Origin of the sequence: Streptomyces sp. NPDC014656, assembly GCF_043084305.1 — a bacterium.
Lineage (GTDB): Bacteria > Actinomycetota > Actinomycetes > Streptomycetales > Streptomycetaceae > Streptomyces.
In genome coordinates this window covers 106847-127603 of the sequence record NZ_JBIBZN010000011.1, presented here as the reverse complement: position 1 = coordinate 127603, position 20757 = coordinate 106847, and the positions used below count along the sequence as shown (strand labels likewise).

The window sequence follows — 20757 nt, the reverse complement described above, 5'->3', positions numbered from 1 at the left end:
GTACGAGGGAGTTCCCGGCGTTTCAGAGAGCCGTCGGGTCCAGCGGCGTGAGCAGCCGGCGCGGCGCGAGGAGCGCCCGGGCGACGGGCTCGGCGGGGTCGGGGTCGAGCCCGTGGCCGGGCCGCATCTCGACGTCGGCGGGCGCCACGGGGACGTGGCAGGCGGGGCACGCGCCAGAGGGGCCCAGCTCCGTGCCGCAGCCGGCGTGGTGGAAGTGGCGCAGGGGCAGGGTGCCGGGCACCTCGGCCCGCCCCCAGGCACCGAGGGCCCACAGGACGGGCCAGAGGGCGAGGCCGCGGTCGGTGAGGACGTACTCGTCGCGGGGCGGGGAGTCCTGGTAGCGCCGCCGGTCGAGGACGCCCGCGTCGACGAGGGCCTGGAGCCGGGCGGCGAGGACCGCGCGGGGGGCGCCGAGGTGGGCGAGGAAGTCGCTGTAGCGCCGGACGCCATAGAAGGCGTCGCGCACGAGGAGCAGGGTCCAGCGCTCGCCGACGATCTCCAGGGCGCGGGCGATGGAGCACTGCTGCTGGGCGTAGTCCTTGCCGAGGGCCATGGGAACCAGCGTACCGAAAGAGGGTTCATTGAACGAACCGATAGGGGTAAGGTCTGGGTTCAATCAACGAACCGACTGCATCGGTCGAGTCACCCGCCTGACCGACCGGCCGCATAAACCGCACAGACCGCACAGACCGCACAGACCGACCGCACCGCGCACCGACCCGACCGACTGTCGTGCCCCACACCCGGGCGGAGGCCCCATGCGTACAGCAGCCCACTCCCCCACCCCAGCCGACCCCCCCACCCCCGACCCCACCACCCCGACCGACGTCCCCACCCCCGACGCCACCACCCCACCCGACGTCCCCACCCCAGCCACCATCCCCGCCGACGCCCCCGGTCGCGCCACGCTCGCCGTCACCGCCCTCGCCACCGCCGTCGCCCTCATGAACTACACGGCACCGATGGCGACCCTCCCGGAGATGGCGGCGTCCTTCGGGACGCCGCCCTCGGCGCAGGCGTGGCTGCTCAACGGCACCCCGCTCGGCCTCGCCGCCCTGCTCCTGGTCGCGGGCGCGCTGGCCGACGCGCACGGCCGGCGGCGGATCTTCCTCCTCGGCACGCTGGCGCTGGGCGTGACGACGGCGCTCGGCGCCTTCGCGGGCTCGACGGCGCTCTTCACCGCGGCGCGGATCGCGCAGGGCGCGGCGAGCGCGGCGATCCTCGCCGGAAGCCTGGGCCTGCTCGCCGACGCGTACCCCTCCGGCCGCGACCGGATCCGGGCCACCGGCGTCTGGGGCGCGGCGGTGAGCGGCGGGATCGCGCTCGGCCCGCTGCTCGCCGGGGCGCTCGCCCTGGTGGACTGGCGCTCGGCGTACGCGGCGCTGGGCGCGGTGGCGCTGGTGACGGCGGCACTCGGGGCCCGTACCCTCGCGAAGCCTCCGGCGGTACGTCCTCCGGTGGTACGTCCTCCGGGCGGCGGCGGCCGTCCGGACCTGGCGGGCGCGACGATCCTGGCGCTGGCGCCGGCCGCGCTGCTGACGGCCCTCACCCTGGGCCGGGACGGCTGGCTGCGGCCCGCGCCCGGCCTGCTGCTCCTGGCGTCGGTGGCGCTCGTGGCGCTGTTCCTGCTGGTGGAGCGCCGGGTGGCGGCCCCGATGATCGACCCGGGGCTGCTACGGAGGCCGGCCTTCCGGGTGTCGACGGTGGGGGCGCTGTTCACGGGCCTGGCGGTGATCGGTCTGTTCAGCGTGCTGCCGGCGCTGCTCCAGCGGGGGGCGGGCCTGTCGGCGCTGGCGGCGGCGGGCCTCTTCGTCCTGTGGTCGGGCACGGCGTTCGTGGTCGCGCTCCAGGCCCGCCGGCTCGCGGGCCGGCTCTCGGCCCCGCACCAACTGGCCCTGGGCTTCGTCCTGTCGGCGGCGGGCGTCCTCGTCCTCCTCGGCACCGCGGACACCCCCGCCCTCCCCTGGCCGCGGCTGGTCGCCGGCCTGGTGGTGGCGGGCGCGGGCAGCGGCCTCCTGAACGCCGCGCTCCCCCGCCTCGCCGTCGACTCCGTCCCGCCGGAACGCGCGGCGATGGGCTCGGGCGCGAACAACACCGCCCGCTACATCGGCTCGGCGGCCGGCGTGTCGCTGATGCTCGCCCTGTCGGCGACGGCCCCGGACACGGCCCTGGTGGCCTCGGCGGCCCTGGCCCTGGCCGGCGCCGCCCTCACCGTCGCAGGGTCGCCCAGACGATGAGCCGGTAGCGGGAGGTGAACTCGGGCGTGCAGGTGGTGAGGGTGAGGTAGGAGCCGGCCCTGGAGTACCCGTACGACGGCTTGACGATCGACCGCGGCACCGGCTGGATGACGCCGGTGTCGCGGGGCGAGGTCACCGGCAGGACCTGGTCGACGAGATAGGTGTACGTCCCCTCCCGCGTCCGCAGCGTGATCTCGTCGCCCTTCCGCAGCCGGTTGACGTACCGGAACGGCTCGCCGTGCGTGTTCCGGTGCCCGGCGAGCGCGACGTTCCCGGGCCGCCCGGGCGAGGCGGTGCCGGGATAGTGCCCCACGTACCCCTTGTCGAGCACCTTGCCCTTGGAGATCCCCCGGGCGACGGGCACGGTCAGCCCGATCCGCGGGATCCGCAACACGGCGAACGCCTCGCCGGAGGCCGTGCGGCCGGGCGCGGGGGACGGCTTCGCCCCGCCGGAGGGCGGACGGGCGGGCGGTACGGCCGACGGCCCGGCGGCGGACGGCGAGGGCGGGGGCGACGCGGACGGGACCGTCCCGGCCCCGCCCCCGGAGGACCCCCCTCCCCCTGGAGGAGAGATCCCCCACTCCCGCTCCAGCACGGCCACCTGCTCACCGGCCTCGGCACGGGCCTGCTGGTTGGTCCACCACAGCTGGTGCACGACGAGCAGCAGAATGAGAACACCGCAGGTGACGACGGTCTCGGCGCCGACCCAGAGCACGCGGGCGAGCCCACGGCGTCCCGACCGCGCCTGGACGACGACCGGCACCCGCTCCCGTCCCCCGCGTCCCCTGTCTCGCACGCCCGGCACGATAGGCGTTGCGGCGCCAACTCTCCAGGGCCGTACAGCAGTACGGTGAAGGCATGCGCCCCGACACGCCTGCCGCACACACCGCCGAAGCCGAGCGCCTGCTGCGCACCGCCAAGCAGTACCCCGGCGACCGGGAACCGCTGCTGCTCCGGGCCGCCGCCCACCTGGAACTGGCGGACGACCGTCCGGGCGCGACGGCCCTCTACGACGACCTCCTGGCCGGCACCCCGGCCGACCCCCACCTGATCCGCGCCCTGAAGGCGTCGAACCTGTGGGAGTACGGGCACGAGGCCGAGGCGAGGGCCATCATCGAGGGCGTACGCCGCTCACGCCCCTCGGAGGCTCCCCCGTGGGAGATCGCGGCGGAGACGCTGGAGGCCCACGACGAGCTGGAAGCGGCGGAGCAGACCCTCACGGAGGCGGCGACGCTCCTCGTCCCCCCGGGCACCGCGGAACTCCCCCACCCCACCCGCTCCCTCCTCGCCACCCGCCACCGCGTCCGCCGCATGCTGGCCCGGCCCCACGACGACTGGGACGCCCGGGCGGACGCCCTCCACCAGGGCAAGGTCCCCCTGGACGAACTCCACGACCCGAAGCGCCTCTGGTCCCTGGGCTCCTCGGACCCGGCGGAACTCCAGGCCGAGATCGCCCGCCTCCGCTCCGAACTGGGCACCTACCGCACGGCCCTCTCCCGCCCCTTCCCGGTGGCGGTCCTCCACTGGCCGGAACCGGAGCTGACGGAACTCCTCGCGGCCTACCCGGAACTGGAAACGGAGTACCCCACCTACCGCGCCCACCTGACGGACCTCGAAGCCTCCCTCCGGGAACTCGCGGCAGCCGGCACCCCCAACCTCGGCATCGTCCGAGCCACCGTCCCCTCCTACGAAGCCTTCGCCGCCTCAGAATCCACCCACCCCTCCCAAGCGGCCCTCCTCCCCCAATACGCCACCACCCTCGCCGCCCGCTCCCGAGCCACCCCCTGGCCCCCACTCCGCACGCACGCGTGCTGGTGCGGCTCGGAGAGGACGTACGGGGAGTGCCACGGGGCGGAGTGACTCTGTCCGCATCAAGGGCTTCCTCGCGCCGCATCAGTCAGCTGGAGTAACGTCACAGGCGTCGCATCGCTGTCCGACTGGCCGCTTCTTCTGCCAGGTCAGTCCTGTGCATGAGGAAGAAGATTTGCCCTACGAGTCTGTCTCTGACTGGCAGTTCGACGTGCCTACCAGCGGAAGCAAGCGCCTTCCGCCTGCTCCCCGCTACGTGGAGTCCCTGACCCACCAGGGCTACGGCTTCGAGGCTGCCATCGCTGACCTGATCGACAACTCGATCGACGCCAGCGCGAAGAACGTCGTCGTGAGTTTCCTCCGGGATGACGACCAGCTCGTCAGCCTGCTGGTGATCGACGACGGATGTGGCATGCACGACGAGGCCCTCGATGTTGCCATGACCGTGGGCGGACAGCGGGAGTACTCGGACGAGGCTCTGGGCCACTTCGGGGCCGGTCTGAAAGCCGCCTCGCTGTCGCACGCAGACGCCCTTACGGTCATCAGCCGCACCAAGCGCAGCCCTTCAACGGGCCGCCGGTGGCTGACCGCCCATGCGCAGGATGACTTCACCTGCGACATCGTCGACCCGCGGTACTGCCAGGACCTCGTCGACCGCTACGACGGCGTGATCGGCTGGCACGGCACGATCGTCCGCTGGGACGGCATCCGCGCTTTCGGGACCATCACGGCCGGCCAGACCGACCGGTTCCTGAACGAGACGATCGAACGGCTAGAAACCCACCTGGGCCTGTATCTGCACCGCTTCCTGGCCCGGGACGGCTTCCACATCGATATCGTCGTGGAGGATGTCCGCACCCGGGAAGAACTCGACCACAGGGGCGTGGAGCCGATCGACCCGTTCGGGTACCGCGTCCCCGGACGCGCAGGTTTCCCGCGCACGTACACAGCACCGGTCGAAGGGGTCGGGGCACTTGAGCTGACGGCCCACGTCTGGCCGCCCAAGTCCCCGCTCGTCGCCTACCGGGGTATCGGCCCCCTCGCTGAGCGCCAGGGCTTCTACATCTACCGGAACGACCGGCTGGTGCAGGCAGGCGGGTGGAACGGGACCCGCAGCGCCGAGAACCATCACAACCTCGCCCGCATCGCCGTCGATCTGCCTTCCCAGCCCAACCGTGTCTTCTCCCTCACCGTGAAGAAGGACGGGGTCAACGTCACTCCGGCGTTCGCACGAGGCCTGGAGAAGGCGGAGGACGCTGACGGCGGCACGTTCACGCAGTACCTGAGCGAGGCAGAGCAGACCTACCGGGACGCCGCGCGCCGGTCCACCGAGGTCCAGCGCAAGGAAGTCATCCCGCCGGGAAAGGGCGTCGACCCGAAGCTCAAGCGGACGCTGCGTGATGAGCTTCCCGCACTGGAGGGCGAGGAACCCATCACGTTCCGCTGGGAAAGCCTGCCGGCCGACGTCTTCTTCGACATCGACCGCGAGGAACACGTCGTCCGGCTGAACAAGGAGTTCCGGCAGGCGTTCAATGCAGACCGCCGCGCCGGCTCGAACGACGCCCCCGTCCTCAAGGCCATGCTCTACCTGATGCTGGAGAAGAACTTCCGCATGGGACGGTCGAGCGCACAGCGAGACGACGAGATGGCCCTGTGGAACAGCGTCCTGCTGGCCGCTGCGCAGTGCGAAATGACCCGTGGAGAGGCAGCCGCCCAGTGAACGACGACCTGCTCGACCTGCATCTCGACGCACTGGGCGCGATGAACCGCGGGCCGAAGGACTTCGCCAAGATCGCCTTCGCGGTGTCCGACCTGGAAGACCCCTCGGACGCGGACCTGGACGGGTTCCGCGGCCTGCTCCTCGCGGGGCAGCCTGAGTTCGTCGCCCTCTGGAAGCAGAAGCTGACAGTCTGGGACACCGCCGATCCGGCGCCCTGGTCGTCTGCCCCGGCAGGCTCGGAGGGGAGACGCGCCGACACATACGCCAAGCTCGGGTTCGATGACGAGCTGTGCAAGGCGCTCGACACCGCCGTCCCCCTCGTCTCCGCGGCCAGGCCGGTCGTCCTCAGCCGGGATTTCAAGCCCTGGTACACCAAGGAGAAGGGCACGGCCCGTTCCTTCTACTGGTCGGCCTACGAGGGCGTTCTCCGCGGCAAGGGCTGGAGCGAGGCCGCTATCGCCAGTCTCGACCAGGCCTCGCACAGCGTGGTGGAGCGTCTGGCGGACCCCACCCGCGATGAGGCGTACAGCGCACGGGGCCTGGTGGTCGGCTACGTCCAGTCGGGCAAGACCGCCAACTTCACCGGCGTCATCGCCAAGGCCGTGGACGCCGGATACCGGCTGGTCATCATCCTCGGCGGCACCCTGAACCTGCTGCGTGGCCAGACCCAGCGCAGGCTGGACATGGAGCTGATCGGCAGGGAGAACATCCTGCGCGGCATCAGTCCCGATGACGTCGACAGCCTGATCGGCATCGACTACCAGGACGACGAGGACTGGCCCGGCAAGTTCGTCTCCCACAGCGGCCGCCCGTCCGACCGCGGAGCCTTCGACATCGAGCGTCTGACGACACGCGACGACGACTACCGGGGTCTGGCACAGGGCATCAGCGCGCTGGACATCCCGAAGACAGACCCCACACGCCCCCTGCACGACCCGGTCAACCTGCACCCCTCGGCAGCCCGCGTCATGGTGGTGAAGAAGAACAAGTCCGTCCTCACGAACCTGGTCAGGGACCTCAAGAGGGTGGGCAACATCCTCGGCGAACTCCCTGTCCTGATCATCGACGACGAGTCCGATCAGGCTTCGGTGAACACGGTCAGCCCGGCGAAGCAGACCGAGGGCAAGGAGTCCCGTACGGCCATCAACGGTCTGATCTCGCAGCTGCTCCAGCTGCTTCCGCGGGCTCAGTACGTCGGCTACACGGCAACGCCCTTCGCCAACGTGTTCGTCAACCCGGACGATGCCGCGGACATCTTCCCGAGGGACTTCCTCATCTCTCTGCCCCGCCCTGCGGGCTACATGGGGGTACAGGACTTCCACGACCTCGACTCGGCGGTCTCCGCCAGCGACCGCACGATCGCCAATTCCCAGGAGAAGGCGCACGTCCGAGGGGTCTTCGACGGCCCCGACGACAGGCTTCTCGAAGCCTTGGACGCCTTCGTGCTCTCAGGCGCGATCAAGCTCTACCGCATCAGTCAAGGCACGGCCGAGAACAAGTTCCGCCACCACACGATGCTGGTCCACGACTCGGTACGCATGGCGGACCACACCGCGCTGGCCCTGCGTCTGAACTCGATGTGGAATGAGTCGTACGGCAGCAGCGCTGCGCACGAGCGGCTTGCACGGCTGTTCAAGGAGGACTTCAAGCCGGTCTGCGACGTCCGCGCGGAGAACGCGCCAGTCCCGGAGTCCTATGAGGTCCTCAGGCCCTACATCAGCCGGGCGCGCCAGCTCATCAGCTCGGGGAGCAGCCCCGTCATCGTGGTCAACGGTGACAAGGAACGCGACTACGAGCAAGCGGACCTTGACTTCGACCGCACCCCCAACGTGTGGAAGATCCTCGTCGGAGGCACCAAGCTCTCGCGCGGGTTCACCGTCGAGGGCCTCACCGTGACGTACTACCGGCGGAAGACGCAGCAGGCGGACACCCTGATGCAGATGGGCCGGTGGTTCGGTTTCCGTGACCGGTACCGCGACCTGGTACGCCTGTACATCGGCCGCGAGGAACCCTACGGCAAGGACAAGACCCTCGACCTCTACGAGGCGTTCGAGGCAATCTGCCAGGACGAGGAGGTGTTCCGGAGCCAGCTCGCGCAGTACGCCGAGGTGATCGACGGCGAGCCCCAGCTGACGCCGGAGCAGATGCTGCCCCTCGTCTCACAGCACCTGGCGCTGATCAAGCCGTCCGCGCGTAACAAGATGTTCAATTCCGAGCTCGTCGAGATCCGTTCCCCCGGAAAGCCCATCGAGCCGGCTGCCTATCCGCGGGACCCGGTACGGACAGCCCGGAACGCCGAGCGCTGGCGGCCCCTGCTGCCTGTCTTCGACGCGGATCCCGTCACCCTGGCTCTGCCGCCCGACAGCGGCAGTCCGCTCACGCGGACCTTCCAGGCGACGACGGCCGTGGTACCGCACGCGGACCTGATCAGTGTGCTGCGCCAGCTGGAGTGGGAGGGGGACAACCACTTCACTCCCCACCTCAACTACCTTGCCCAGCTCGACGGTTCGCTGGCCCGGGTCGACGACTGGCTGCTCGTGGCCCCGCTGACCACGGCGAACCGCCGCGTGGAAGGCCGCATCCTAGGCCACGGCCCGGCCTCGCTCGTCCGGCGTAACCGCCAGCTGGGGAAGGTCGCCTTCGGGCGAATCTCAGGCCTTGAGCACCGCCGGTGGGCCCAGCGCCTGATCGACGACGCCCACGCGGCCGGCCCGGCGGCTCCAGGGCCTCACGCTCTCGGAAGCCGCAGGGGTGTGGTGCTGCTCTATGCCGCAGTGGAGGTCAGCGACGACGCCGGGCTCCGCAGCGCGGCACCTCACGGGGTGGCGGATCCCTCGCGGGTCATGCTCGCCTTCACAGTGATCCCTCCGACCGCGGCGAACGACTCATCGCTCCGGCTGCTCCGCTACCAGGCAAAGCGGTCGGGGCAGTAAGACGGCTGATCGCCTGGCCAGATCCCTCGGTGCCGTTGGCCCGACCGAACAGGAACGCACTGATGCTCCCCTTCTTCCAGGATGTGTCCGCCGCATCCGGCATCCCCGTTCAGACACTCCTGAACGGGGATCCGGAGCTGGCCACCGTGTACCGGCGGCTGCTCAAGCTCGACCCGGAGGGGCTGCGGTTCGCCGCAGTGCTCCGCGACACCATCGACCAGCTGCTCAATGGAGAAGTAACCGGACGCTACGACTGGAAGACCCTCTTCAAGACCGAGAAGACCCATGCAGGAACGCTCGTCGAGATCAACCTGCAGCGCGAGTTCAAGTTCGATGACGGCATCGAGATGGACTACCGGATCGACGGGATCGATGTGGACTGCAAGTACTCCCAGCAGTTCGGCGGCTGGATGATCCCTCCAGAAGCTCTGGGACACCTCTGTCTGCTGGTATGGGCCGACGACTACAAGAGCAAGTGGAGCGCAGGCCTGCTGCGCATCGGCGAACAGTGGCTGAACCCGGGAAACAACCGGGACAAGAAGCTCACCATCAAGGCAGAGCACCGGAACAAGATCCTGTGGCTGTGGCGCGACGGGGACCTTCCGGTGAACGCGCTGCTTCACATGGACCCGGCCGACCGGACAGCGGTCTTCGGCGCTGGTTCGGGCCAGGCACGGCTCAACGAGCTGTTCCGCCGCTATCAGCACCGGCGCATCGGCCGCAACGTCGTACGTACGGTCGCGCGGCAGAAGGACTACATGAAGCGGGTACGAGGGAACGGGGGATCCAGGTCCTCCCTCCAGAACGAGGGAATCATCATCATGGGGGACTACAGATCCCACCAGGAGATCGCGGGCCAGCTCGGACTGCCCGCACCGCGGGAGGGCGAGTTCGTCAGCGCGCGCCTGGCAAGGGCGCCCGAGGGAGCACCGGGTCCGCAAGCGCTCATCTCAGGATCCCTCTGGAGGGTCGCGGCGCCAGACGATGAAGTCACGACAGCCCCTCCCCTCCCCTCGCACACGGCTAAGGCGGATTAGATGGGCGAGCAGTCTGACGTGGCGTACTGCGAGACATCCGACTCCGCCCTCCAGGAGGTCCTGGACTGGTTCGCCGTCCAGCGGGGTCACGAGAGCAGGTTCAGAGAATCCCTCCGGACCGCCGTAGACGAGGTTCTGGACGGAAGACGGACGGGCCGGTTCTCTATCGATTCCCTCAGGAAGACCGAGAAGACGTACCTGGGCACGAAGGTCGAGATTGTCCTCCAGGATGCGTTTGAGATTCCGCAGGGCCCGAAGAAGGGAATGGACTACCTCATCCGCGGCCACCAGGTGGACTGCAAGTTCACCAGCCAGGCGACCTGGGAAATCCCCACGGAAGCTGTCGGCCAGCTCTGCCTTCTCGTCCGGGTGAACGAGAAGAAAGAGTACTTCAGCGCAGGGATCCTTCGAGCAAGGTCAGAGTTCCTCACAGGGTCGACCAACAAGGACGGAAAGCGTAGCGTTTCGGCCGCCGGCAAGAAGCGGATCCAGTGGCTGCATGAAGTTTCTGCGTTCCCTAAAAGCTTGCTGCTCTCTCTGCCCGCGTCACAGGTCCGGCACATCTTCGGAGAAGGAGCCTCCGGCCAGGAGCGCGTGAACCGGTTCTTCCGGCTGGTCCAGAACCGTATTGTCGACGGCGAGTCCATCGACACGGTGGCACAGCAGCGAGACGGCATGGCCCGGCTGCGCGAAGGCAAGGGCCGGTCAAGGACGGTCCTCCGCTCGGAGGGGATCCTGATCGCCACTCACTGGAAAACCCACCACAAGGTGCTCGCCCAGCTCGGGGTACCCCTCCCGAGGATGCCTCGCAACGGAGAAGCCGTCGCCTTCCGCGTCGCGGAGGCGGCGGAACACCATGGGGGCCGCCCCCGGGTTAAGCTGGACGGCAAGGAATGGGTACTCGCAGACGAATTCGACCCCCCTCAGCCCGGGCCGTACCTCCCCGACCGGTCGAGTGACTCTTCATGAACGACGAATGGACGCCACCTGCTGGCTCGTGGGCCTCATCTGCCGCCCGGCGCCGGAACATGCAAGCCATCCGCAGCCGTGACACAAAACCCGAGCAGCGAGTCCGGCGGCTTCTGCATGCACAGGGCTTGAGGTACCGAGTCGCCGCCAAACCGCTAGCTGGTCTTCGGCGGACCGCGGACATCGTATTCCGGCCCGTAAAGGTGGCTGTCTTCATTGACGGCTGCTATTGGCACGGATGCCCTGAGCACTATGTGCCACCTAAAACAAACCCCGGTTACTGGTCTGAAAAAGTCGCCCGGAACATCGCACGGGACCGGAACACGGATCAGCTGCTGAAAGAGGCGGGGTGGAAGGTTCTCAGGTTCTGGGAACATGAGCCTTCAGAGGACTGCGCCGTTCGCATTGCGGCCGAAGTTGAAAAGCGTCGTGCCCGTGCACGAGGCACGGGCACGACATGATCAGGACTTCTGCGCGTCCCGCTCCCGGGCAGCCGTCAGGACATCCATGATCGAACGGCCTACCGCCTCTGCCACCGGCGGCGGGAAAGCGTTTCCGACCTGCCGGTACTGAGCCGTTTTACCACCGTCGAAGATCCAGTCCTTCGGGAAGCCCTGAATGATGGCTGCTTGCTCGACTGTCAGCATCGGACCGTCAGGCCCGAGGAGATCCCTCTCCTCGGAGCCCTTCTTCTTGGCGGTCTCGATGTCGTTGGCCACCCCGAGACCAGAGACGCCCAGCAGCTTCCAGGCAGCCTTCGCCCTGCTGGGCCCGAGGTCGGCTCCGCCGTGCTTCTTGGAGCCGCCTACGAGCGTGGGTGCGATGCCTGCCCCGTCCTTCGCCGTGAGCTCCTCATGGCGCCTGGACGCCGTGTCCAGCCACTTCGCGTGGGCAGCGCGGGCCCTCCGGTCATGCGGGCCGCCGTAGTACGCCTCGAACCGCGCAGCCATCGACTTCTCGAGGGCCTTCGCGACACTGACGGCCTTCTCGTGCGTCGGGGTGGGCCACTCGTACTTCACGTCCTCCAGGACGTCTTTACGAATAGCAACGAGAATCGCCCGGGGCCGGAGCTGCGGAACACCGAAGTCGCTGGCCTCCAGAAGGCCCCAGTGGCAGACGGTGTAGTCCGCTTCTTCCTTAGGAAGCGTCACGAGTGTGCCGTCTGCCTCGCGGTACGTGCCACCCTCCAGGCTGGCCTTGATGTAGTCCCGGTAGTCAGAGAACTTCGGGTCCAGGATCCCGCGCACGTTCTCAATCATCACCGCGCGGGGCTTGAGCTTCTCGACAAGCTCAAGCATCCGGGGGAAGAGATCCCGCTCGTCGTCCCTGCCGAGCTGCTTGCCTGCGTGGGAGAATGGCGGGCAGGGGACACCACCAGCCAGCAGATCAACTTCCTTGGGCTTGATCAGCCGGCCATACGCCTTCACGCTCTCCAACGGCTCGAACGTCGTGACGTCCTCGTGACTGAGGTCACAGTACTGCTTTTCCCAGGCCCAGTCCGGCCGCGCTTCGATGTTCCGCCGCAGCGTTTCCCTCGCGTGCTTGTCGATCTCCACGAGGGCCAGATGCCGGAAGCCGGCGGCGTGCAGCCCGATCGCCTGCCCGCCCGCTCCAGCGCAGATCTCGATTGAAGTGAACTCCGCCTCAGTGCCGGTCATGCACCCTCCTTCGACCACGTACTTCACTGGCGCCTTGTCCGCCAGATGTCACAGAGAGTGACAGACCGCACTGACAGCGCCTTCTAAGTGTGCGGCATCAAGAAGCAGCTTCAGCCCCTCCCCACACAAGGGAACACTTGTACGATCAGCGTCATGGCGCAAATCTCGTGGGTAAGGGACGAACTGCTGCTTGCATGCGCACTCGTCGCGGAGAATGACTGGCGCGAACTGCGTCAGAGCGACCCGCAGGTCCTAGAACTCTCCGACCTGCTCCGCTCGCTCCCTCTACACGGGGACGCTGCCGTCGACCAGCGCTTCCGCTCTCCGAACAGCGTCAGCCGCAAGACCACCGACATCGCCACAGCGCACCCTCATCATGCCGGTCCGATGACCAAGGGCGGCCGCGCCACCCGGAAAATCGTCGCCGACTTCCTTGAGCACCCTTCCGAGATGCTGGCGGCAGCACACGCGATGCGAGAGGGCGTAGCGAGCGGGGAGCTCCACCTGATTCCCGCCCCAGCCGACGAGACTGACGACTCCGAAGTCTCCGAGGCTCCCGAAGGCCGTCTGCTGCGGCGCTGGGCCCTCCACCGGGAACGGGACCGCGGCCTGCGAAGCAGGAAGATCCAGCAAGTACGGAAGCTGGGCCAGCCTCTCCGGTGCGAGGTCTGCTCCTTCGACTTCGGCCTTACGTACGGCCCTCTCGGAGCCGACTACGTCGAGGTACACCATGTCACACCCCTCTACATTTCCGGCCCCCGGAAGACCCGCCTCGAAGACCTCGCGCTGCTCTGCGCGAACTGCCACCGCATGTGCCACAGAAGCCACGCGGGGCAGTCCTGGCGCACCCCGGATGCCCTTCGCGAGGAAATGCACCTGGCGGCCGGTCACAAGGCTTCATGCATCTCCTAAGACGTAGGCCCCGAGCGTCAGCTCGCACCACAAGCCTTGCCGGTCCCCGTGACCCCGTGCTCGCGTACATGCCGACGCTTGGAGGGCCTTCGTCGAGGGAGTGTGCTCGTCACAGGCCTCTCCCCCCGTGACTAGAGGGGCCTGATCCCCCGCCAGCAGACGGCCGCCATACGCTGAGCCTGAGCCACTAACCCATCACCGCACCGCACCACGCCCAGACGGCCGGGCAGGAGAGGCCTCCCCCGAGCCATTCCGGCCCGTCCTCCGAGTGCGAGAGGGCGGCCTCCGCCAGAAGCCCTCCTAAGGGGCGCTTCGCTGAACCTCGTACGATCGAAGGACGAACATCCTCCGACCGGAAGAAGGCCCCACCATGCCCCGCATCCCCTCCCCCGCCGTCGCCGCCGCCGGGCTCGTGGGCGGTTATGCCGTCGCTCGGTGGACGAAGAAGCGGCCGCTCGGTGGGGTGGTGCTGGCCGTGGCCGGTGGGGTGGCGGCTCGGGAGTGGCGGCGGGTGGGCGGGGTGAAGGCGGCCGTGGGGTTGTCGGCCGCTTATGTGGCGGCGTTCGGGGGGTCGCATCCGCTGGCCAAGAAGGTGGGGGCGTGGCCGGCGGTGTTCTCCGTGGCCGGGGCCATGGGGGCCGTCTCCTGGGCCGTGACCCGCGAGCGGGGCTGAGCTTTCCGTTTCGGGTGGCCGCCCGCGAGCGGGCCCGGACACGCCGGAGCCGTGCGCGCGGGCTTCGCGGGTGCGCCCGGGAGCGGGCCGCTCGGCCCCGCAGCCACGGGCGGGGCTGAGGCGCGTACCGGACGGTTCAGCCGCCCAGGGCGTGGCTGGTCGTGTAGATCAGGAGGCCGGCCAGGGCGCCCACCACCGTGCCGTTGATGCGGATGAACTGGAGGTCGCGGCCGATGTTGGCCTCGATCTTCTTCGAGGTCTGGTCGGCGTCCCAGCCGGCGACCGTGTCCGTGATCAGGGAGGTGATCTCGGGGCGGTAGGTGGTGACCAGGTGGGTCGTCGCCGATTCCAGCCAGGTGTCGACCTTGGACTGGAGGCGGGTGTCCGAGGCGAGGCGCTTGCCGAGGGAGATCAGGGAGGCACGGGCGCGCAGGCGGAGCTGGCTCTGGTCGTCCTCGGCGGCCGCGAGGATCAGGGTACGGACGGAGGACCAGGCGGAGGCGATGACGTCCTGGACCTCGGGGCGGGCCAGCAGGTCCGACTTGAGGCGCTCCACGCGGGCGCGGGTGTCCGTGTCGGCCTGGAGGTCGGCGGCGAAGTCGGTGAGGAAGCGGTCGATGGCGCCGCGGGCGGGATGCCCGGGCATGTCGCGCATCTCCGTGACGAAGCGGAGGAGCTCCTTGTAGACGCGCTCGCCGACCTTGCGGTCCACGAAGCGGGGGGTCCAGCCGGGGGCGCCGCCCTGGACGGCGTCCATGACCGAGTCGCCGTGGGTGACGAGCCAGTCGTGGGCGCGGGTGCAGACCAGGTCGACGGCGCGACGGTGGGCACCGTCCGCCACCATGTGCTCCAGGGTCTTGCCGACGCCGGGGGCAATCTCCGCCTGCTCCGCCCGCCGGGTGATCGCCTCGCCCACCACCGCCTGCACGTCGGCGTCGCGCAGGACGGTGAGGGCGCCCCGCAGGGCCGTCGAGAGCTCCTCCGTGACCCGGTCCGCGTGGGCCGGGTCCGCCAGCCAGGCACCGAGCCGCCTCGCCACCCCCAGGGCCCGCAGCCGGCCCCGTACGACGTCGGCCGAGAGGAAGTTCTCACCGACGAAGGAGCCGAGCGAGGCGCCCAGCTGGTCCTTCTTGGTGGGGATGATCGCCGTGTGCGGGATGCGCAGGCCCAGCGGGTGGCGGAAGAGCGCCGTCACCGCGAACCAGTCCGCCAGCGCGCCGACCATGCCGGCCTCGGCCGCCGCCGCCACATAACCGGCCCAGGCGCCCGCGCCGGAGTTCTCCGCCCAGGTCGCCAGCGCGTAGACCACCGCCACGAAGGCCAGCAGCGCCGTCGCCAGGGCCTTCATGCGGCGGACGCCCCTGCTCTTCTCCTCGTCCGCAGCCGTGTACGAGAAACTCACCATGCCGTCCCGACCTCCTTACATCAGGGACTCCCGGCGCTCCTCGTGAGTTCCCCCGGGCGCTCCCCCGTACATCTTCGCGATCACGGACTCGATGTCCGGTTCCCGCACCGAGAGGTCTACCAGCGGGTACGCCCCGGCCACCGCCGCCACCAGTGGCGCGGCCGACGCGGAGGCCGGGAAGGCGAGGTACTGGCGCGGCCCGTCCGCCCGTACGAAGCGGGCGCCGGGCACGGAGTCGATCGGCGGCAGCTCGCGCGCCAGGTCCACCACGAGCATCCGCTCGCCGTCGCCGGCCTCGTGCAGGCCGGCGAGGTCGCCGTCGTACACGAGCCGCCCGTGGTCGATGACCATCACCCGCGAGCAGAGCTGTTCGATGTCGGTGAGGTCGTGGGTGGTGAGGAGGACCGTGGTGCCGCGTTCGGCGTTCAGCTCGCGGAGGAAGGCGCGGACCCGGGCCTTGGAGACGACGTCGAGGCCGATCGTCGGCTCGTCCAGGTACAGCACCTCCGGGTCGTGCAGGAGCGCGGCGGCGATGTCGCCGCGCATCCGCTGGCCGAGGGAGAGCTGGCGGACCGGCACGTCGAGGAGGTCGCCCAGCTCCAGGAGCTCCACGCAGCGGTCCAGGTTCTCGCGGTAGCGCGCGTCGGGGATCCGGTACATGCGGTGGGTGAGGCGGTACGAGTCGCGCAGCGGCAGGTCCCACCAGAGGGTGGTCCGCTGGCCGAAGACGACGCCGATGCGGCGCGCGAGACGGGTCCGCTCGCGCGCCGGGTCGATGCCTGCCACTCGCAGGCGGCCGCCGCTGGGGGTGAGGATGCCCGTCAGCATCTTGATGGTGGTGGACTTCCCGGCGCCGTTGGGGCCGATGTAGCCGACCATCTCGCCCCGGTCCACGGTGAACGAGATGCCGTCGACGGCCCGGACCTCCCGGCGCTCCCGCTTCAGCCACCCCGCCTTCCGGCGGACGGTGAAGGTCTTCTCCAGGCCGTCGAGTTCGATCAGCGGCACTCCCATGACGGGACCTCAGCTTCCTGTCGATCGGTACGAGCGGACGCCCGCCCGCCACGCCAGGCCCGCGACCGCGCAGCAGGCCAGGGCGACGAGCGGGGAGGCGAAGGCCGCCCAGGACGGCACCCCGGCCGGGGCGGGGCGCCCGAGGACGTACAGGGCGGGCAGCCAGTTCACGAAGGCCAGCGGGACCACGAAGACCACGCCCTTCACCAGGTCCTGCGCGAAGACCGTCGGCGGGTACTGGAGCAGCGTGTTCCCGCCGTACGTGAACGAGTTGGTGACCTCGGCCGCGTCCTGGAGCCAGAAGAGCGCCGACGCGCCCAGCACCATCACCGCCATGAAGATCACCGCCCCGCAGAGCACCATCCCCGGCACCATCAGGACCTTCGCCCACGACCACGCCACCTCGCCGCGCAGCAGCACCAGGCTCCACACCAGCACCATCAGCCCCTGGAGCACCCGGCCGAGCCGGCGCAGCGCGAACTTGTCCGCCGCGACCTGCGCGAGCAGCGGCACCGGCCGCAGCAGGAACACGTCGAGCGAGCCGTCCCGGATCCGGCGCCCCATCCGCTGGAGCGAGCCCAGCGTCAGGTCGGCGATCCCGAAGGCGGTGCCGGTGGTGCCGTACAGGAAGGCGACCTCGGCGAAGGAGAAGCCGCCGAGGCCCTGGACCTGCCCGAACATCAGCAGGATGACGACGAAGTCGAAGAAGGTGACGCAGAAGGAGGAGAGGAGGGTCAGCGCGAAGGATGCGCGGTAGGTCATGGTGGAGCGGATCCACATGGCGGCGACCATGCGGTACGCACGGAGGGCGTCGCCGGCCGGGGACGGCACCTCCTCCCGGAACCGGTCGCGGGACGGCTGCTCACCCACCCTGCACCACCACCTTCCGCGTGGCGGCCGCCTGCGCCGCCCGCCCCGCCGCCAGCAGCACCACGAGCCAGCCGAGCTGGAAGCCGTACGCCCTGAGGAGGCCCGGGCCCTGGCCGTACCGGCCGAGGTAGACGTCCGCCGGGACCTGGAGCAGGGCGGCCCACGGCAGCGCCCGGGCGAGCTCGCCGAGCGCGCCGGGGAAGACGTTCAGCGGGAGCAGCATCCCGGAGAAGAAGAGGCCGCCGAGCCAGGCCACCTGCACCACGCCCTGGCCGTCGAGCAGCCAGAAGGCGCTCATGGCGACGAGGTACCAGAGCGCGAACGACACGAACGAGCCGAGGGCCACCGCGAGCAGGAAGGCGGCCCAGCCGGCCGGACCGGCCGGAAGGGTGAAGCGGAAGGCGAGCGCGCCGATCAGGAGGGGGACGGCGCCGCGGCCGAGCAGCTGGTAGGCGGCCCGGCCCGCGTTGGCCGCGCCCCACCAGGCCTGGAGGTCGGCGGGGCGGTAGAGGTCGACGGCGATGTCGCCGGTCCTGATCCGTTCGATCAGCTCGTCCTCGAAGCCGCCGCCCATCATGCCGCAGACGGTGATGAGGGCCTGGCCGATCCAGACGTAGGCGAGGGCGTCGGCCATGGAGTAGCCGCCGAGCTGGGGGCGTTCGGCCCACAGCGCGATGTAGGTGTACGAGAAGACGAATCCGAAGACCGTGTTGGTGAAGAGGCCCGCCAGCGTGGCCACCCGGTAGGTGGCGTACCGCCGGAAGCCGCCGGCGGCCACGGTCGCGTACAGCCGCAGCATGGAGCCGCCCTTTCGGTGCGCGCACGGAGGAAGAGAGGGAAGGGGGAAGGAAGGGAGGGAGGAAGGGGGGAGGGGGAAGGGGAGGAAGGGGGATGAAGCGCACGACCCTAGTGGTCCCCGGCACCGCGCCGCGAGCGGTTTTCCCGTCAGTCACCCCCCACCTTCGGGAGTTTCGCCCGATTTATGTGCACTATGTGGTGCCATGTCCCCTTCTGTACGCCCCGCCTCGCCCGCCGCGCCGCCACCACCGGACGACCCGGGCTGGGCACCGAGGGACCCCACCCTCCCCGCACCGCGCGCGGGCCGGCCCCGGCGCTCGCTCCCCCGCCGCCTGCTGCGCGCCGTCCTCGGGCTGTTCCTGCTCGGCGGACTGCTCCTCGCCGGGGCCTTCACGGCCGGATACCTGCTGGTGTCCATCCCGGCCGCCAACGCCACCGCCGTCGCCCAGTCCAACCTGTACCTCTACCGCGACGGCACCGTCCTCGCCCGCGACGGCGAGGTCAACCGCGAGAACGTGCGCCTCGACCGGATCCCGCTCACCGTCCGGCAGGCCGTCCTCGCCGCCGAGGACCGCGACTTCCACACCTCCCGCGCCGTCGACCCCAAGGCGATGGTCCGCGCCGCCTGGAACACCGTCACCGGCAAGGGCCGCCAGTCCGGCTCCACCATCACCCAGCAGTACGTCAAGAACTACTACCTGGGCCAGGAGCAGACCCTCACCCGCAAGGCCAAGGAGTTCTTCATCGCGATCAAGCTGGAACGCGAGAAGACCAAGGACGAGATCCTCCAGGGCTACCTCAACACCAGCTACTTCGGCCGCAACGCCTACGGCATCCAGGCCGCCGCCCACGCCTACTACGGCAAGGACGTCGAACGCCTCGGCACCGCCGAGGGCGCCTACCTCGCCGCCCTCCTCAAGGCCCCCAGCGCCTACGACGTCACCACCCGCCCCGAGAACCGCCCCGCCGTCCTCGCCCGCTGGGGCTACGTCCTCGACGGCATGGTCAAGGAAGGCTGGCTCACCGCCTCCGAACGCGCCGCCCTCAGCTTCCCCGACCCCCAGACCGCCCGCCCCGCCACCGGCCTCTCCGGCCAGCGCGGCTACCTCGTGCAGGCCGTCGAGGAGTACCTCACCGGCCGCGGGATCGTCGACGAGAAGACCCTCGCCGGCGGCGGCTTCCGGATCGTCACCACCCTCGACCCCGACCGCCAGGCCGCGCTCGTCCGCGCCGTCGAGGACCGCGTCACCCACCGCCTCGACCCGGCCGCGAACCCCGCCGACCGGTACGTGCGGGCCGGAGCCGCCGCCGTCGAACCCGCCACCGGCCGCGTCGCCGCCCTCTACGGCGGCGTCGACTACACCGAGCAGTACGTCAACAACGCCACCCGCCGCGACTACCAGGTCGGCTCCACCTTCAAGCCCTTCGTCTTCACCGCCGCCGTGCAGAGCGGCGCCCAGACCCAGTACGGCGAGCCGATCACCCCGTACACCCTCTACGACGGCACCGACCGGCGGCCCGTCGAGGGCTGGCCCGGCAGCCCGTACGACCCCGCCAACGAGGACGGCGAGAGCTACGGCGAGATCCCCGTCAGCGCCGCCACCGACCTCTCCGTGAACGCGGTCTACGCCCAGATGGCCGTCGACGTCGGACCCGCGCGCGTGCGCCGCACCGCCGTCGCCCTCGGACTGCCCGCCACCACCCCCGACCTCACCGCCTCCCCCTCCATCGCGCTCGGCCCCGCCACCGCCAGCGTCCTCGACATGGCCCGGGCCTACGCGACCCTCGCCGCCCACGGACGGCGCGGCGACCACACCCTCGTCACCGCCGTCTCCCGCGACGGGGAGCCGCTGCCGCTGCCCTCCGCCGAACCCCGGCAGGCCGTCGGCCGCGAGGCCGCCGACACCACCACCGCCGTGCTGCGCGGCGTCGTCGAGACCGGTACGGGCACCGCCGCGCAGGCCGCCGGACGCCCCGCGGCCGGCAAGACCGGCACGGCGGAGGACGACAAGGCGGCCTGGTTCGCCGGCTACACCCCCGAACTCGCGACCGTCGTCGCCCTGATGGGCCAGGACCCCGAGTCCGGCGCCCACCAGCCCCTGTACGGCGCCCTCGGCCTCCCCCGCGTCAACGGCGGCGGCCCCCCGGCCGAGATCTGGGCCCGCTTCACCCGCGAGGCCCTGGGCGACGCGCCCGTACGCGACTTCGACCTGCGCCTGATGCCGGGCGCCGAACTCCCCGAGGTGCCGCCGACCCCGGACGGCACGGAGGACGAAGGGGACGGGGACAGGGGCAGGGACGGGGGCGGGGAGGAGGGCTGGTACGAGACGGGCGAGGCGGGCCCGGGGCCCGCGAAGCGCCCGGACCCCCGGCGCGCCGGCCGCTAGTGCCCCGAGGTCGCCTTCAGACCCACCACGGCCACCAGCAGCAGCACCACGAAGAAGATCCGGGCGGCGGTCGCCGGCTCACCCAGCACCACCATGCCGAGCACCGCCGCACCGGCCGCGCCGATGCCGACCCAGACGCCGTAGGCGGTACCGATCGGGAGGGTCTTCGCGGCCTGCGACAGCAGCATCATCGAGGCGACGATCCCGGCGCCGGTGAAGACGCTGGGCCACAGACGGGTGAAGCCCTCGGTGTACTTCATGCCGATCGACCAGCCGACTTCGAGCAGACCGGCGACGATGAGAAGGACCCAGGCCATGACGAGAACACCTCCGCG

The 20757-nt window shown here is 70.2% G+C and carries 18 protein-coding genes; 10 read left to right on the top strand and 8 right to left on the bottom strand.

Annotation, left to right across the window (positions count from 1 at the left end; translation table 11 throughout):
- Positions 1–22 precede the first annotated feature (22 nt).
- On the bottom strand, positions 23–553 hold the full coding sequence (locus ACF1ED_RS24225) for a winged helix-turn-helix transcriptional regulator (RefSeq protein WP_391763735.1): 531 nt from the start codon (positions 551–553) through the stop codon (positions 23–25).
- A 205-nt stretch (positions 554–758) separates the two neighbouring features.
- Between ACF1ED_RS24225 and ACF1ED_RS24220 the strand changes: the two genes are divergently transcribed.
- Complete coding sequence (locus ACF1ED_RS24220) at positions 759–2237, top strand: MFS transporter (RefSeq protein WP_391763733.1); 1479 nt, start codon at positions 759–761, stop codon at positions 2235–2237.
- Here the strand turns inward: ACF1ED_RS24220 and ACF1ED_RS24215 are convergent.
- The gene (locus ACF1ED_RS24215) at positions 2209–3033 is read right to left on the bottom strand and encodes a class E sortase (protein WP_391763731.1); all 825 of its coding nucleotides are present in this window, start codon (positions 3031–3033) and stop codon (positions 2209–2211) included. The two genes, ACF1ED_RS24220 and ACF1ED_RS24215, sit on opposite strands and share 29 nt — an antisense overlap.
- A gap of 62 nt (positions 3034–3095) precedes the next feature.
- Between ACF1ED_RS24215 and ACF1ED_RS24210 the strand changes: the two genes are divergently transcribed.
- The 6 genes from ACF1ED_RS24210 to ACF1ED_RS24185 all read left to right on the top strand — a co-directional run bounded on the left by ACF1ED_RS24210 (position 3096) and on the right by ACF1ED_RS24185 (position 11166).
- On the top strand, positions 3096–4097 hold the full coding sequence (locus ACF1ED_RS24210) for an SEC-C metal-binding domain-containing protein (RefSeq protein WP_391763729.1): 1002 nt from the start codon (positions 3096–3098) through the stop codon (positions 4095–4097).
- A 106-nt stretch (positions 4098–4203) separates the two neighbouring features.
- Entirely contained in the window at positions 4204–5766 is a 1563-nt protein-coding gene (locus ACF1ED_RS24205) for an ATP-binding protein (protein ID WP_391763727.1), read from the top strand.
- Positions 5763–8699, top strand: coding sequence for a Z1 domain-containing protein (locus ACF1ED_RS24200; RefSeq protein ID WP_391763725.1), 2937 nt, complete (start codon positions 5763–5765; stop codon positions 8697–8699). The genes ACF1ED_RS24205 and ACF1ED_RS24200 overlap by 4 nt, the downstream gene beginning before the upstream one ends.
- Positions 8700–8761: 62 nt before the next feature.
- Positions 8762–9736: a NaeI family type II restriction endonuclease gene (locus tag ACF1ED_RS24195; RefSeq protein WP_391763723.1), complete on the top strand. Its 975-nt coding sequence runs from the start codon at positions 8762–8764 to the stop codon at positions 9734–9736.
- Entirely contained in the window at positions 9737–10705 is a 969-nt protein-coding gene (locus ACF1ED_RS24190; protein ID WP_391763722.1) for a NaeI family type II restriction endonuclease, read from the top strand.
- A complete protein-coding gene (locus ACF1ED_RS24185) occupies positions 10702–11166 on the top strand; it encodes a very short patch repair endonuclease (RefSeq protein ID WP_391763720.1) in 465 nt (154 codons plus the stop codon). Before ACF1ED_RS24190 ends, ACF1ED_RS24185 begins: the two co-directional genes overlap by 4 nt.
- On the opposite strand, the gene ACF1ED_RS24180 is transcribed toward ACF1ED_RS24185, so the two are convergent.
- Positions 11167–12363: a DNA cytosine methyltransferase gene (locus tag ACF1ED_RS24180; RefSeq protein ID WP_391763718.1), complete on the bottom strand. Its 1197-nt coding sequence runs from the start codon at positions 12361–12363 to the stop codon at positions 11167–11169.
- 153 nt (positions 12364–12516) lie between these two features.
- Between ACF1ED_RS24180 and ACF1ED_RS24175 the strand changes: the two genes are divergently transcribed.
- Positions 12517–13275 carry an HNH endonuclease gene (locus tag ACF1ED_RS24175; RefSeq protein WP_391763716.1) on the top strand — a complete coding sequence of 253 codons (759 nt, stop codon included), beginning with the start codon at positions 12517–12519 and terminating at the stop codon, positions 13273–13275.
- Positions 13276–13645: 370 nt separating this feature from the next.
- Positions 13646–13948, top strand: coding sequence for a hypothetical protein (locus ACF1ED_RS24170; RefSeq protein WP_391763714.1), 303 nt, complete (start codon positions 13646–13648; stop codon positions 13946–13948).
- A gap of 136 nt (positions 13949–14084) precedes the next feature.
- Here ACF1ED_RS24170 and ACF1ED_RS24165 read toward each other — a convergent pair whose 3' ends face one another.
- From ACF1ED_RS24165 to ACF1ED_RS24150, 4 genes are all read right to left on the bottom strand, one after another.
- Positions 14085–15353 (bottom strand): DUF445 domain-containing protein, encoded by a 1269-nt coding sequence (locus ACF1ED_RS24165; protein ID WP_391763712.1) that lies wholly within the window; start codon positions 15351–15353, stop codon positions 14085–14087.
- Between the two features lie 15 nt (positions 15354–15368).
- Complete coding sequence (locus ACF1ED_RS24160) at positions 15369–16367, bottom strand: ATP-binding cassette domain-containing protein (RefSeq protein WP_391763711.1); 999 nt, start codon at positions 16365–16367, stop codon at positions 15369–15371.
- A 9-nt stretch (positions 16368–16376) separates the two neighbouring features.
- On the bottom strand, positions 16377–17159 hold the full coding sequence (locus ACF1ED_RS24155; RefSeq protein ID WP_391764046.1) for an ABC transporter permease: 783 nt from the start codon (positions 17157–17159) through the stop codon (positions 16377–16379).
- Between the two features lie 70 nt (positions 17160–17229).
- On the bottom strand, positions 17230–18033 hold the full coding sequence (locus ACF1ED_RS24150; protein WP_391764044.1) for an ABC transporter permease: 804 nt from the start codon (positions 18031–18033) through the stop codon (positions 17230–17232).
- Positions 18034–18238: 205 nt separating this feature from the next.
- Here ACF1ED_RS24150 and ACF1ED_RS24145 point away from each other — a divergent pair, with 205 nt between their 5' ends.
- Positions 18239–20422: a transglycosylase domain-containing protein gene (locus tag ACF1ED_RS24145; protein ID WP_391763709.1), complete on the top strand. Its 2184-nt coding sequence runs from the start codon at positions 18239–18241 to the stop codon at positions 20420–20422.
- Here ACF1ED_RS24145 and ACF1ED_RS24140 read toward each other — a convergent pair.
- Positions 20419–20739: a DMT family transporter gene (locus tag ACF1ED_RS24140; protein ID WP_391763707.1), complete on the bottom strand. Its 321-nt coding sequence runs from the start codon at positions 20737–20739 to the stop codon at positions 20419–20421. The genes ACF1ED_RS24145 and ACF1ED_RS24140 overlap by 4 nt on opposite strands.
- Positions 20740–20757 lie beyond the last annotated feature (18 nt).

Coding starts and splice junctions, on each gene's coding strand:
- ACF1ED_RS24175 (WP_391763716.1), top strand. CDS start 12,517: ATGGCGCAAATCTCGTGGGTAAGGGACGAACTGCTGCTTGCATGCGCA.
- ACF1ED_RS24195 (WP_391763723.1), top strand. CDS start 8,762: ATGCTCCCCTTCTTCCAGGATGTGTCCGCCGCATCCGGCATCCCCGTT.
- ACF1ED_RS24140 (WP_391763707.1), bottom strand. CDS start 20,739: ATGGCCTGGGTCCTTCTCATCGTCGCCGGTCTGCTCGAAGTCGGCTGG.
- ACF1ED_RS24210 (WP_391763729.1), top strand. CDS start 3,096: ATGCGCCCCGACACGCCTGCCGCACACACCGCCGAAGCCGAGCGCCTG.
- ACF1ED_RS24170 (WP_391763714.1), top strand. CDS start 13,646: ATGCCCCGCATCCCCTCCCCCGCCGTCGCCGCCGCCGGGCTCGTGGGC.
- ACF1ED_RS24180 (WP_391763718.1), bottom strand. CDS start 12,363: ATGACCGGCACTGAGGCGGAGTTCACTTCAATCGAGATCTGCGCTGGA.
- ACF1ED_RS24165 (WP_391763712.1), bottom strand. CDS start 15,353: ATGGTGAGTTTCTCGTACACGGCTGCGGACGAGGAGAAGAGCAGGGGC.
- ACF1ED_RS24190 (WP_391763722.1), top strand. CDS start 9,737: ATGGGCGAGCAGTCTGACGTGGCGTACTGCGAGACATCCGACTCCGCC.
- ACF1ED_RS24160 (WP_391763711.1), bottom strand. CDS start 16,367: ATGGGAGTGCCGCTGATCGAACTCGACGGCCTGGAGAAGACCTTCACC.
- ACF1ED_RS24225 (WP_391763735.1), bottom strand. CDS start 553: ATGGCCCTCGGCAAGGACTACGCCCAGCAGCAGTGCTCCATCGCCCGC.
- ACF1ED_RS24155 (WP_391764046.1), bottom strand. CDS start 17,159: ATGGTCGCCGCCATGTGGATCCGCTCCACCATGACCTACCGCGCATCC.
- ACF1ED_RS24220 (WP_391763733.1), top strand. CDS start 759: ATGCGTACAGCAGCCCACTCCCCCACCCCAGCCGACCCCCCCACCCCC.
- ACF1ED_RS24145 (WP_391763709.1), top strand. CDS start 18,239: ATGTCCCCTTCTGTACGCCCCGCCTCGCCCGCCGCGCCGCCACCACCG.
- ACF1ED_RS24185 (WP_391763720.1), top strand. CDS start 10,702: ATGAACGACGAATGGACGCCACCTGCTGGCTCGTGGGCCTCATCTGCC.